This is a genomic window from Sphingomonas sp. (assembly GCF_039595165.1).
Taxonomy (GTDB): Bacteria; Pseudomonadota; Alphaproteobacteria; order Sphingomonadales; family Sphingomonadaceae; genus Sphingomonas.
Window position 1 is genome coordinate 59081 of record NZ_JBCNMA010000005.1, and the last position, 13694, is coordinate 72774.

The window sequence follows — 13694 nt, forward strand, 5'->3', positions numbered from 1 at the left end:
TCGGTCGTCAAAGGGGAGCGAGGCATGCCCAGATCACACCGCGCCGGCCCGAGATCGGGTCTCCTGTTGAGCGCAGCCGTTATCCTGCCGGCCGCGCCGGCGATGGCGCAGGTCCAGCCCGAAGCTCCGCCGCCGGCCGCCGATCAGGCGCCTCAGCCGGCCGCCCCCCCGGCGGCCGAGGACGAGCAGGAAATCGTCGTCACCGGCCAGACCTCGCGCAACCGCCCGCTGATCACCGCCTCCGCCGACATTACGCTTGCGACGCGCGAGGATATCGACCGCCGCGCGCCGCGCTCAACCGCCGACATGCTCGAGCTGGTGCCCGGCATCTTCGTCGAGGGCACCGCGGGCGAACTCTCCAACAACTACTCGGTCCGCGGCCTGCAGGGCGGCGGGCAGCGCTTCGTGCAGCTCGAGGAAGACGGGATGCCGGTGCTCTACCAGGGCGGCGGCGCGGACTTCTTCTTCTCGCAGGACCTGACGATCGACCGGCTGGAGGCGGTCAAGGGCGGCTCGTCCGGCGTGCTGACCGTCAACGGCGCCGGCGCCACGATCAACTTCATCTCGCGCCGTCCCAACTTCGACAGGTTCGAGGGGAGCGCGCGCGTCACCGGCTATGACTATGGCCTCAAGCGCGCCGACCTCTACCTCTCCGCCCCGATCGCGGAGAATCTGGCGTTCAACATCGGCGGCTATTTCCAGTCCAGCCCCGGCGTGCGCCGCAACCCGTTCGATTACGAGGGCTATCGCGTCAAGGCGATGCTCGAATACCGCTTCGACAGCGGCGGCTTCATCCGGCTGACGGGCAAGATCGGCGATCTCAAGACCGCTTACTATGCCGGCATGCCCTACACCTACAACGACGGCGAGCCCGGCGCGGTACCGGGCCTCGATCCGCAGAAGGACAATATCGGCGGCGACGCGTTCGCGCGCACCTCGGTGCCGGTGTCGACCTTCGTCGAGGCCGACGGCTTCCGCGATTTCCGCCTCAGCGAAGGCGTGCGCGCCAAGACCAAGCAGGTCCGCCTCGATTTCGAGAAGCCCGTCACCGACGGCCTCGAACTATTCGCCCGCGCGCGCTATCTCGACTTCAGCTACGACTTCAACGGGCTGTTCCCGGGCTCGGGCACCGGCAATGCCGGGCTCGCCAGCGCGGTCGACTATCTGACGCCGGGGGCCTCGCCGCTCGACGGCATCCAGGTGGGTGGCGTCGGCTTCCTCCAGCGCGGCGCGCTCGCCTTCCCGGCTGCGGCGCGCTTCGGCATCCGCAATCTGCGCACCGGCGTGGTGCTCGGCGCGAACCAGACCGCCGAGCTCAATGCGTTGAACGGCAACGGTTTCCTCCAGCAGACGGTGCTCAACCACGATTATGTCGAGGGCCATGACTTCGGCGCGAACCTGGGCTTCCGCTGGGAAGCGGAGGGCGATGGCTTCAGGAACTCGCTGACCGCGGGCGTGATGTATTATGACGTCAGCCGGTGGCAGAATCAGTCGGCGGTCGCGCCGGTCGTCAACGACGTCAGGAACAACAGCGACATCTACGACATCGTCGCGCTCGACGCCGGCAACAACGTCATCGGCACGCTGAGCGACAACGGCCTCATCTCCTATGGCGATTGGGGCGTCGGCATCCGCGAGCGCAAGGACAGCTCGATCTCGGTCTATATCAACGACGAGCTCGCGATCGGCGACAATCTCAACATCGATGCCGGCATCCGCTGGGAGAGCGTCGACGCGACCTTCCGCGACGGCAACGGGGCGGCGGTCAACCAACCGGTTCCGCCCGGTGTCGGCGGCATCGTGCGGACGGTCGGCCCGACCTGGGACGGCACCTATACCGTGCGGCGGGCGACGCAGGAGAAGACCGCCTGGACCGTCGGCGCCAACTACCGCATCACGCCCAACCTCGCCGTCTATGCGCGCTATGCGCTCGGCTTCCAGACCAACAATGTCGATCCGATCACCGAGATCGAGCTCTACGAGGCGGGCGTGCGCCTTCAGCTCGGGCGCTGGTTCAACGGCTCGGCGACGGTGTTCCGCACCAACTTCAACGACCAGTTCTACAATTTCATCGATCCCGCCGACCCCACGCGCCAGCAGGCCTTCCTCGCCGACCTCAGTACCAAGGGGGTCGAGATCGACGTGGTGGTGCGGCCGGTCGAATGGTTCTCGGTCAACTTCATCGGCGTGTTCCAGGACCCGACGCTCAGCAACCTGCGCCTCGATGGCGTCGCGCAGCCGACCTATGACGGCAATCGGCCCGAGCGCACGCCGGCGCAGCTCTACACGATCACCCCGACGATACGGCTGCCCAATGGCCTGGGCGAGGTCTATGCCCGCTACAAATATATCGGGAAGATCTTCGCCGATTCCGGCAACGGCGTCGCGCTCCCCGGCTATGGGGTGACCGGCGTCGGCGTCAGCCTCAACCTGACTGAGCGGTTGCAGGTGAGCTTCGACGCCGACAATATCTTCGACGTGATGGGACTGACCGAAGGCAATCCCCGCCAGGGGCAGACGCAGAATGCGGATTCGGGCTTCTTCTACGCCCGCGGCATCACCGGCCCGTCGTTCGGCGGCTCGGTGACGCTGAAATTCTGATGCGGGTATCCGCACGCGGCCTGGCCGCGGTCGCTTTCCTGGCGACCACCGCGCCGTCGCTACCGCCGCCTGCGCCCGAGCTCAGCTATCAGCTCACCGAGGGCCAGAACCTCAATGCCTTTGTCCGCGACGGCCGCGTCGCGGCGCACCTGCTGCTGCGCTCGGGCAATGATCCGCGCATCCTCGTCGCCTTTCCGGCGGGGAACAGCGGCGTCGGCCTGTGGTTCGACCGTGTCGCTGCGCCGACGCGCTGGCGGCTGGAGGGCGCGCCGCAGCCGGTGACGCTGGCGGACGCGAAGGGGCGCCCGCTCTACGGTATCCGCGCGGTGGCGACGGTCGACGCGCCGCGCCTTGCCCTCAAGCAGGCGGTCCTATCCAACGTCCGCTTCCTGCGCGACTATCAGGCGGTCGGCAAATTCCCCGCCGAGGTCGCGGCGCCGATGCGCATGGAGGGCAAACGCATCAGCTATGCCCGCGACCGGCTGGACGGCGCGCCGGGGTATCGGCTCGAGCTCAACATCCTCGAGGGACGCGCCGGGCGCGGCACGATCGCCGCAGGCCCGAGCGGCCGGATCCGGCTGGAGATCGTGGCGGCGAGCGGGGATCCGCCGCTCACCGGCCTGACCCTGCCCGAGCTGCTCAACGACCGCGCCGCGAACGACACGACCGCGCGCAACGCGCTGCATTTCCTGAGCTATCGCGAGAAGTTCCTGGCCGGATCATGGCGCTTCAACACCTATTTCGGCCGCGACACGCTGATGTCGGTGCGGCTGCTGATGCCCGCGCTGCAGCCGGCGGCGATCGAATCCGGGCTCGGCTCGGTGCTCGCGCGGCTCAACGCCGCAGGGGAGGTGGCGCACGAGGAGGCGTTGTCGGAATTCGCGATCCTCGAGCACCGCCGCGCCGGGCGCGGTGGCGATGCCGCGACGCTCGACTATGCGATGATCGACGACGATTTCATGCTCGCACCGGTGATGGCGAGCTATCTGCTCGACCGCGCCGATCCTGCCGCGGCGCGCGCTTTCCTCGCGCGCGACATTCCGAGCGAGGCCCGTCCCGGCACGACCGAGCGGGCCGGCGCGGCGCTGGTGCGCAACCTGCGCTTCGTGCTCGACCAGGCGCGCCCCTTTGCCGAGAACCCCGGCGCGGCCCGGCTCGTCGGGCTCAAGGCCGGGCGGCGAACCGGGCAGTGGCGCGACAGCGAGGAGGGTTTGGGGCGCGGGCATTTTGCCTATGACGTCAATGCCGTGCTCGTGCCGGCCGCGCTCGACGCCGCGGCGCGCCTGCACCGTGCCGGGCTGCTCGATCTCTATCTCGGTGCTGCGGACCGCAGCCGCCTAGCCCGCGCCGGCGCGATGGCCGCGACGTGGCGGAGCCGCGCGCCCGAGCTGTTCCATGTCTCGATTTCAGCCGCCCGCGCCGCGCCGCTGATCCGCGACTATGCGGCGAGCGTCGGCGTGCCCGCCGGGCCGGCGCTGACCTCGCTCGGTTCGGCGCCGCTCGATTTCCATGCGATCGCGCTGGACGAGGCGGGCGCGCCGGTGCCGATCCTCAACTCCGACGAGGGCTTCGCATTGCTGTTCGGCGATCCGCCGGCGGCCGATCTCGACACCTATATCGGCGCGATCATGCGCCCGTTTCCGGCCGGGCTGATGACCGACATCGGCTTGCTTGTCGCCAATCCCGCCCTGGCGGGGCGGGAGGTGCAGGCGCGCTTTACCCCGGCGGCCTATCACGGCACCGTCGTCTGGTCGTGGCAGCAGGCGTTGCTTGCCGCCGGGCTCGAGCGCCAGCTTGCCCGCCGCGACCTGCCGCAGGCGACGCGCGCTCGACTTCGCCAGGCACAGACGCTGCTCTGGCGCACGATCCAGGCGACGCGCGCGCTGCAGAGCTCGGAGCTATGGTCCTGGACTTATGCCGACGGCCGCTATCGCGCGGCCGCGTTCGGCGCGGGCCGGCAAGACGTCGACGAATCCAACGCCGCGCAGCTGTGGAGCACCGTTTATCTCGCGGTCCGTCCGCCAGCCGCGCGAAGGGCGCGATAGCGGCTCAGCCGATCAGCGCCGCCAGCGCCGCGTCATGGCCGGGCTGCTCCGCCGCCGCGCGCGCCATCGCGTCGCGGATGCGCTCGAGCTGGGCACGGTTGGTCGCGGAATCGATCGTGTCGGCCATCGGGTGATAGCCCGCGGCGTGAATCCCCTGGCCATTGAGCACCGCGAGCCAGCTCGCCTCGCGGAACAGCTCTTCGCTGCCGAGCATTAGCCGTCCCGACCGGCGATATTCGCGCTCGCGTTCGACCAGCGTGTCGGGCAGCGCCATGTGCCGGCATTGTGCCCAGAGCGGCTCGGGCTTGTCGGCCGTGGCGTGGTAATGGAGGATCAGGAAGTCTTTGATATTGTCCATGTCGGCGGCGAACAGCGCGTTGAAGCGCGCCGCGAGAGCGGGGTCGCAGTCGCGGTCGGGGAATAGCGTCGAGAGCTTGGCGATCGCGCTCTGGATCAGATGGATGCTGGTCGATTCGAGCGGCTCGAGAAACCCCGCCGACAGCCCGATCGCGACGACATTGCCGATCCACGCCCGCCGTCGTCGCCCGGCGGTGAAGCGCAGGACACGCGGCTCCGCCATCGCCGCGCCGTCGAGATTGGCGAGCAGGGTTGCCGCCGCCTCGTCGTCGCTCAGCAACGTGCTGCAATAGACATAGCCGTTGCCGGTGCGGTGCTGAAGCGGGATGCGCCACTGCCAGCCGGCTGCGCGGGCGGTCGAGCGCGTATAGGGCGTGGTCTCCGCGGCGCGCTCGCACGGCACGGCCACGGCGCGGTCGCAGGGCAGCCAGTGCGACCAGTCGTCATAGCCGGCCTGCATCTCGCCCTCGATCAGCAGCGCGCGGAAGCCCGAGCAGTCGATGAACAGCTCGCCCGGCAAGCGCTCGCCGCGAACCGTCGCGAGCGCGGTGACGAAGCCCGTTTCGGAATGGCGCTCGACCTCCGCCAGCCGCCCTTCAACGCGGACGACGCCGTGCGCCTCGGCCAGCTCGCGCAGGTGCCGCGCATAGAGGCCGGCATCGAAATGATAGGCATAGCCGAGCGTGGACAGGATCGAGCGGGGATCGTCGGACGGCCTGGCGAAGCGGTTCGCCTGCGCGAGGCGCGCGGCGAGCGAGAAGTCCGCGAGCGACACGTCCAGCCCTTCCGCGCGCGCCTTGAGCCAGCGGTGATGGAAGGCGACGCCCGGCAGCGGCGCGCCATATTGGCCGAACGGATGGAGATAGCGGTGCCCCGGCCGCGCCCAATCGACGAACTCGATTCCGAGCTTGAACGTCGCCTTGGTCGCGCGCAGGAACGCGGCCTCGTCGAGACCGGCGAGCTGGTTGAACCAGTGGATCGTCGGGATCGTCGCCTCGCCGACGCCGACGGTGCCGATCTCCTCGGATTCGAGCAGCGTGATGGACAGGCGCTGCCGGAACATTCGCGACAGCGCTGCGGCCGTCATCCAGCCGGCGGTGCCGCCGCCCAGGATGACGATTCGGCTGATCCGCCCCGGTCCCGCGGCGTCGATGCCGTCCACTCAAGCGCTCCTTCAGCATCGGCCGTCCGGCCCTGCCGAAACGCGAGCTTGGCGGCCGTGTTCCGGCGATCCTGCATTTCTCGATCGGGCTCACCAACACCTTGTCGCACGACCATGATATCGAGCTCGAGGCGCACCCTCGCCGATCGCGAGCCCGAGCGCGGCGGCGCTGCATGAGCGATGCGTTCGCGAGGCCGAGGGGGAGAGATCTTGGTCGGCACAATGTCGTGCACCGCCGACGCTCGGCGACGCGCTCTTCGAGATCGATCCGGACTGTACCGGACTGGCCCAGGCACGCTACGCCGGTGGAGAAGATTCTCCCCAAGCGCAGACAGCGGCGAGGGAGGCGCAAAAGGGAGAGGAAGATGGCCGTGACGGAGACCCCGGCGGACGCCGGCGTTGTGCGCTCGATCCCCGAGGCCGATGGCGAGACCCGCCGCGCATTGCGCAAGGCGACGGTGCGCCTGCTTCCCTTTCTCGGCCTGCTCTACTTCATCTCCTTCCTCGATCGCGTGAACGTGGGCTTCGCCGCGCTGACGATGAACGCCGATCTCGGCCTCACCGCGGTCGCCTATGGCGCGGGCACCGGGATCTTCTTCCTCGGCTATTTCCTGTTCGAGGTGCCCTCGAACCTGATCCTCGCGCGGGTCGGCGCGCGGCGCTGGATCTCGCGCATCATGGTGACCTGGGGCCTGCTGACGATCGCCTCGGCATTCGTGACGGGGCCGGTCAGCTTCTGGATCGTGCGCTTTCTGCTCGGCATTGCAGAGGCCGGCTTCTTCCCCGGCATCATCCTCTACCTCACTTACTGGTTCCCGGCGCCGATGCGCGGGCGGATCATGGGCTGGTTCCTCGTCGCGCTGCCGCTGTCGAGCGCGTTCGGCGCGCCGATCTCGACCTGGCTGCTCGACAAGCCCTTTCTCGGCCTCAGCGGCTGGCAGGGGATGTTCGTGATCGAGGGGATTCCAGCGGTGCTGCTCGGCGTGATCGTGTGGATGATCCTGCCCGACCGGCCGCGCGACGCGCGCTGGCTCGACGCCCGCGAGGCCGAGGCGATCGAGCGAGCGGTGGCCGATGAGCATCGCGGCGGCGGGCGTCACGAGCTGCCGTGGGACGCGGCGCGCAGCCCGCAGGTGTGGCACCTCGCCCTCATCTATTTCGGTATCGTCACCGGGCTCTACGGCTTCGCCTTCTGGGGCCCGCAGATGATCAAGACGCTGGCCGGCGCGACCAACCAGCAGACCGGCCTGCTGACCATGCTGCCCTATCTGCTCGCAGCGGCGGCGATCATCCTGTGGGGGCGCAGCTCGGACGCCCGGCAGGAGCGCCGCTGGCACCTTGCCATCCCGATGCTGCTCGGCGCGGCCGGGTTCGCCTGCGCCAGCGTGGTGCAGGCCAATGCCGCGCTCAGCCTGATCGCGTTCACCGCCGCGATCATGGGCGTCTATGCCGCCATTCCGATCTTCTGGACCCGGCCGGCGGCGATCCTGGCGGGTACCGGCGCCGCGGCGGGGATCGCGCTCGTCAACGCGGTCGGCAATCTCGGCGGCTATTTCGGCCCGACGGTGATCGGGCTGCTCAAGGATAGCGGCGGTTATGCGGCGGGACTCGGCTTCCTCGCGGGGGTGCTGCTCGTAGCGGCGGTGCTCGCACTCAAGCTGCCCGCGCTTCCGGTCGCGAACGCGGATTCCTGAACACATTGCCAAGCCCGGCGAAACGTCGCAGCCTCGCGCGCGAAGGCGAGACTTGATGACCGAGGCCAATCCACGATCCAGTCGCGGCGCGAGCGCGGTGTCGCTCGAGGCGCTCGACGCACGCTTCCGGGCGTCGCTCGACCGCTATTTCTCGCGCCGAGTCCGCGATCGTGGCGAGATCGAGGACCTGATCCAGGAAGTGTTCCTGCGGCTCGCCAAGCGCGGCAGCCTCGACGATGTCGACAAGATCGGCGGCTATGTGTTCGAGACCGCCAGCAATGTGCTGACCGATCGGCTGCGGCGGAAGCGCAGCCGGTTCGAGGCGGATCACGAGGCCTTCGACGGGCAGCGCCACGGCGATGTGGATTTTTCGCCCGAGCGCGTCCTATTGGGCAAGGAAGCATTGGTGCGGGCGACCGCGGTGCTCCTCGAATTGCCCGAACGGACGCGAGTGGTTTTCGTGATGCGACGCCTCGAAGGGATGCGCTATCTGGACATCGCCGCGCGGCTGGGCATTTCGGTCAGCGCGGTCGAGAAGCACATGACTCGCGCCATGACGCACCTCGTGCAGCGGATGGGCGAGCCATGATCTCGATGGCGCGCACCAACCCGACGCTGGGCATGACCGCCGACGAGGCCGCGGTCTATTGGGTGCTGCGGCGCGATCGGGATGGCCTGTCGGCCGCCGATCAGGCCGCCTTCGCCGCCTGGCTCGACGCGAGCGAAGCGCATGCCAGCGCGTTCCGCAAGGCCAATGGCGTGTGGGATGTGTTCGAGGAGAGCGACGCCGACCCGCATCTGACAGCGCTGCGCCAGGCCGCGCTCGCCACGCCCGCGCCGCGCCGGCGGTGGATCCCGGCGGCAGTGGGCGCCGGAGTCGCCGCCAGCCTCGCCGCGGCGGCGCTGCTGCTGCCGGGCCAGCTCGGGCAGACCGGCAATCCCGCACGGGCGCCCACGGCGGACGCGGTGGCGGAAACCGACGTTCAACCCGCCGCCGCCGCACGGTTCGCGACCGTCAAGGGCGAGCGCCGCACCGTGTCCCTGCCTGACGGCACGCGGGTGACGCTCAACACCGACACCGCCATCGCGCTCGCTTATACCCCCGGCACCCGCCATGTCCGCCTGCTGCGCGGTCAGGCGTTGTTCGAAGTGGCGAAGGACGCCGCCCGGCCCTTTTCGGTCGAGGCCGCGGGCCGCCGCGTGACCGCGCTCGGCACGGTGTTCGAGGTGCGTCTCGATCCCGGCCGCATGAAGGTGGTGCTGGTCGAAGGGCGCGTCGTGGTCGATCGCGCCGCGGCCGCCTCCGAATTGCCCGATCCCGCACCCACCTTGCTCAAGCCGGGACAGGCGCTGGTCGCCGAGCTCGGCGTACCGCAGCGCGTCGCGCCGGTCGATGTGGGCAGCGAGCTGATGTGGCGCGAGGGCTATGTGTCGCTCGAGGATACCCCGCTCGCCGCGGCGGTGGCGGAGATGAGCCGCTATACCGCTGCGCCGATCCGCGTGCTCGACGACGAGACGGGAAGGCTGCGCGTCAGCGGCGTGTTCCGCACCGGCGACGCCGACCGGTTCGCGGGACTCGTGCGCGAGCTGCTGCCGGTGCGGGTCGAGCGGTTCGCGGACGGGAGCCTGGGGATCGCGCGCACCGCGGATACCACGTCGACGAAAAAAACTTCGCCGGCCGATGTGGAAAACTGAGCAGCGCGCGTCCTGACCTTTTGAAGACCGGTTGAAGCCGGCTCTGCAAAGGGAGGGGAAACCATGCGCCACAATCGCCGCCACAAATCCGCGCTTCGCCTGCTGGCCTTGATCAGCATCGCGCCGATCGCCTTGTCCGCGATGCCCGCGGTCGCGCAGGCGAGCCCGCGCGCGGCGATCCGGCTGGAAGCGCAGAGCCTGTCGTCCGCGCTCACGCAGCTCGGCCGCCAGACCCGGACCGAGATCATCTTCAACCCCGCGCTGGTGCGTGGCCGGCAGGTGGCCGCGCTGCGGGGCAGCTATTCGGTCGCCGAGGCGATCGACCGCCTGATCGCCGGCCACGGCCTGCGCGCGCGGCCGACCTCCAGCGGCGCCTTCGTGATCGAGGCGCAGGCGGCGACGCCGGCGGCGCGGCCGCAGGAGATTTCGGCGGCCGAGCCGGCCGCGGCGGATGCGGAACCCACGACCGAGGATGGCGAGGTCGTCGTCACCGGCACGTTGCTGCGCGGGGTCGCGCCGACGGGCACCAACGTCGTGAGCGTGGGGCGCGAGGAGGTGGTGGCGAGCGGCGCGAGCTCGGCCAACGACCTCCTCGCCTCGATCCCCCAAGTCGGCAATTTCGGCACGGTGCCGAGCGGCAGCGGCGACATCTCGCTTCCGGTCGTGCGCCCCAACATCCGCAATCTCGGCGCGTCGGGCGGCACGACCACCTTGGTGCTGATGAACGGCCGGCGCATCGTCGGCGCGGGCGTGCTGCAGACCTCGGTCGATCCCTCGATCATCCCGCCCGACATGATCGAGCGCGTCGAGGTGGTGCCCGATGGCGGCTCGGCGATCTACGGCTCGGACGCGATCGGCGGCGTGATCAACTTCATCACGCGCAAGCGCTTCGACGGAGTCGGCGCGAACCTGCGTTATGGCTTCGCCGACGACTATCAGACGGTCGAAGGCAATCTGACCGTCGGTAAGGACTGGGGCACCGGCTCGATCTTTGCGTCCTACGCCTATGCCTGGCACGACAACATCCTGGGCATCGACCGCGACTATGTGCGCGCCGACCATCGCGACCAGGGCGGGCAGGACCTGCGCTCGACGACCTGCGCGCTGGGCAATTTCATCACGCTCAACAACGGCGTCAGCCATGCGGCGCCCGCGCTGCTGCCCAACACCCAGAACCGCTGCGACGCCACCGACTATGCTGATGTCTATCCGCGCGAGGAGCGGCACGCGATCTTCGCCGGGCTGACCCAGCAGCTCAGCGACAGCGTCGATTTCCAGGCGACCGCCTATTGGGCGCGGCGCGACACCACCCGGCTCAACGCCACGCCCGGCTTCACCGGGCAGATCCTGTTCACCAATCCCTATTTCCGGCCGATCGGCCTCCAGCCGATCCAGCAGGTCGCGATGTCCTTCGCCAGCGTGTTCGGCGAGAGCATGGAGAGCCATGCCCGCTTCGACAGCTGGGGCGTCTCGCCCAGCCTGTCGATCGGTCTCGGTGACCGCTGGGAGCTGCGCACCGAGGCGAATTACGGGCACAGCTTCTCGCAGGTGCGCGAGCCGACGATCAACGCCACCGCGGCGACGATCGCGCTCGCCGGCACGACTCTGGCGACCGCGCTCAACCCCTATGACCCCGGCGCGAGCAATCCGGCGGTGCTCGCCGCGATCCGCGATTTCGAGAATTACGGCCACGCCGATCAGGAGCTGTTCCAGACCCGCGCGATCCTCGACGGGCGGCTCGCCACGCTTCCCGGCGGCGACATCCGGCTGGCGATCGGCGCCGAGTATTTTTTCGAGAAGCTCGACTCGCTGGTCTCGCTCGACCGGCGCAACGTCTTCACCAACGCGATCGGATCGGTGACGAGCCGCCACGCCAAGTCGGTGTTCGCCGAGGCGCTGATCCCGCTCGTCGGCCCGGGAAACGCGATGCCGGGGCTGCGCGCCTTCCAGATCGCGGGCTCGATCCGCCACGACAGCTATGATGACGTCGGTGGCACCACGAATCCCAAGATCGGGTTCAATTACAAGCCGTTCGACGATCTGCTGATCCGCGGCAACTACGGCACTTCGTTCCACGCGCCGAGCCTCGCCGACACGACCAGCCTGGCCGATGCGCGCGTGCAGATCCTGCTCGTCAGCCCGCTGCGCGCGCCGGGCAGTCCGCCGACCGACTTCCTGCGCCCGACGCTCGTTCTCGCCGGCGGCAATCCGGCGCTCAAGCCCGAGGAGGCGAAGACCTGGTCGCTCGGCTTCGACTGGACGCCCAAGGCGGTTCGCGGCCTGGTGGCGAGCGCGACCTATTACAACGTCAAGTTCACCGACGCGATTTCGGTCCCGCCGGTGCTGCTGCCGATCTTCTTCACCGATCCGGGGTTCAGCAGCTTCTATACGATCAACCCCACGCTGGCTCAGGTGCGAGCGCTGGTCGGGAACACGCCGCTCAACGGCGCGCCGAGCCTGGAGAGCCTGTATCTCGGCACTTCGCCCTATGTGCTGATGGACGCGCGGCGCACCAATCTCGGCGCGATCCATGTCGACGGGATCGACTTCAACCTCGCCTATCTGCGCGAGACCGGATTCGGGTCGATCAACGCCAGTATCGCCGGCACGTACACGCTCAACCGCAAGACTCAGGCGGTCGCGGGCAGCGCGTTCGACGACAATCTCAAGAACGGCACCGGCCGCCTCGCCTTCATTGCGGCGCTCGGCGCGAAGGTCGGCGACTTCACCGCGCGCGCCACGCTCAATCACCGCAGCGGCTATCCGATCATCAGCGCGACGCAGACCGAGATCTCCGCCTTCGACACCGTCGACCTGTTCTTCGGATATGATCTGGGCGGCGTGCTCAAGAACACGATGCTGACGGTGAACGTCGACAATGTGTTCGACCGGGACCCGCCCTATCTCGACAGCTCGATCGGCTACACCAACGGCTTCACGCTGGGCCGGCTCGTTTCGTTCGGCCTGCGGACCAAGTTCTAGGACAAGCTTGCGTGCCGCGTCTCACAGCGCTCCCTCTGTCCGGAAGCGGCCACCGCATCGGCCGCTTCCGGATTCTTGTGGGCGCGATGCTCCTGCTCGTGCTGGCGCCCGCCCGAGCCGCGGACCCGGCCCGCGCGCCGGACGCGTTGCGCGTCGAATATGCGGAGGCACCGCTCGGCCTGGACGAGCCCGCGCCGCGGCTCGCCTGGCGCTCGCCGGTCGCGCGGCAAAGCGCGTATCGCATCCAAGTCGCGGGCTCGCCCGAGGCGCTCGCGGCGGGCGAACTCGTCTGGGACAGCGGCAAGGTCGCTTCGGACGCCAGCATCCAGGTCGCCTATGCCGGTCCGCCGCTCGCCTCGCGCCGGCGTTACTGGTGGCGCGTCCAGGCATGGGATGCAGCGGATCGCGCGAGCGGCTGGAGCGCGCCGGGCTGGTGGGAGATGGGGCTGCTTGTCCCCGCCGATTGGCAGGCACAGTGGATCGGCGGGCGTGAGCCGCTGGCGCATGACTGGCGCGACTTCACGCTCGACATCGAGCTGACGCTGACCGGCAAGGCCGTGGACGTGCTGTTCCGCGCGCTGCCGCACGGCAAGACCTATGGCGACGCCTATGTCTGGACGCTGAGCGACGGCGCCGACGGCGCGGCGCTGACCGCGAGCGTGCGCCGCTATCCCGGCGGGAGCAGCGCAGCGGTCAAGACCGATATGCTGAAACGCGTGCCGCTCCGCGCATCGCTCAAGGGCGCGCGCCATCGGCTGAGGATCCGCGCGGAGGGTTCGCGCATCGTGACCATCCTCGACGGCAACCCGGTCGACACGCTGGAGGACGCGAGCCATGCGCACGGCACGATCGGCTTCGCCGCGGCGGAGGCGCAGGCCGCGAGGATCCATTCGGTCGCCGTCTCCGGCACCGGAAGCGCACCGTTCCGCACCAGCTTCGCGCGCAATGACAACCCCTTCAGCGGAGGCGCGGTCGAGGCGGACGGGCTGGCGATCCCGGCCGGCGTGCCGCGCGTCGCATTCGTCCTGCCGCTCGAGAAGCCGGCGCCGCTGGTCCGCCGCGCGTTCGACGTGGCGCGCAAGCCGATCGTCCGCGCCCGGCTCTATCATGCGGGCGCGGGGATGCCGCGCGTCGTGCTCAACGGCACGCAGGTCGGAT

At 69.3% G+C, this 13694-nt stretch carries 7 protein-coding genes and 1 pseudogene; 7 read left to right on the plus strand and 1 reads right to left on the minus strand.

Translation table 11 applies throughout. The annotated features are described in order from the left end of the window. Window positions 1–66 precede the first annotated feature (66 nt). Both ABDV68_RS01730 and ABDV68_RS01735 read left to right on the plus strand, forming a co-directional pair. Window positions 67–2601 carry a TonB-dependent receptor gene (locus ABDV68_RS01730; protein ID WP_343517921.1) on the plus strand — a complete coding sequence of 845 codons (2535 nt, stop codon included), beginning with the start codon at window positions 67–69 and terminating at the stop codon, window positions 2599–2601. After that, window positions 2601–4646 (plus strand): hypothetical protein, encoded by a 2046-nt coding sequence (locus tag ABDV68_RS01735; RefSeq protein WP_343517922.1) that lies wholly within the window; start codon window positions 2601–2603, stop codon window positions 4644–4646. The genes ABDV68_RS01730 and ABDV68_RS01735 overlap by 1 nt, the downstream gene beginning before the upstream one ends. Before the next feature lie 4 nt (window positions 4647–4650). Here the strand turns inward: ABDV68_RS01735 and ABDV68_RS01740 are convergent, their stop codons facing one another. After that, window positions 4651–6165 carry a tryptophan halogenase family protein gene (locus tag ABDV68_RS01740; protein ID WP_343517923.1) on the minus strand — a complete coding sequence of 505 codons (1515 nt, stop codon included), beginning with the start codon at window positions 6163–6165 and terminating at the stop codon, window positions 4651–4653. 365 nt (window positions 6166–6530) lie between these two features. On the opposite strand from ABDV68_RS01740, the gene ABDV68_RS01745 reads away from it, so the two are divergent. From ABDV68_RS01745 to ABDV68_RS01765, 5 genes and pseudogenes are all read left to right on the plus strand, one after another. Beyond that, window positions 6531–7859 carry an MFS transporter gene (locus ABDV68_RS01745; RefSeq protein WP_343517924.1) on the plus strand — a complete coding sequence of 443 codons (1329 nt, stop codon included), beginning with the start codon at window positions 6531–6533 and terminating at the stop codon, window positions 7857–7859. Window positions 7860–7914: 55 nt separating this feature from the next. After that, on the plus strand, window positions 7915–8448 hold the full coding sequence (locus ABDV68_RS01750; RefSeq protein WP_343517925.1) for a sigma-70 family RNA polymerase sigma factor: 534 nt from the start codon (window positions 7915–7917) through the stop codon (window positions 8446–8448). Window positions 8449–8453: 5 nt separating this feature from the next. Then, window positions 8454–9554: a FecR domain-containing protein gene (locus ABDV68_RS01755; protein WP_343517926.1), complete on the plus strand. Its 1101-nt coding sequence runs from the start codon at window positions 8454–8456 to the stop codon at window positions 9552–9554. Between the two features lie 63 nt (window positions 9555–9617). Further along, on the plus strand, window positions 9618–12536 hold the full coding sequence (locus ABDV68_RS01760) for a TonB-dependent receptor (protein WP_343517927.1): 2919 nt from the start codon (window positions 9618–9620) through the stop codon (window positions 12534–12536). A 77-nt stretch (window positions 12537–12613) separates the two neighbouring features. Then, window positions 12614–13694 (plus strand): annotated as a pseudogene (locus ABDV68_RS01765) (hypothetical protein); the annotation flags it as partial.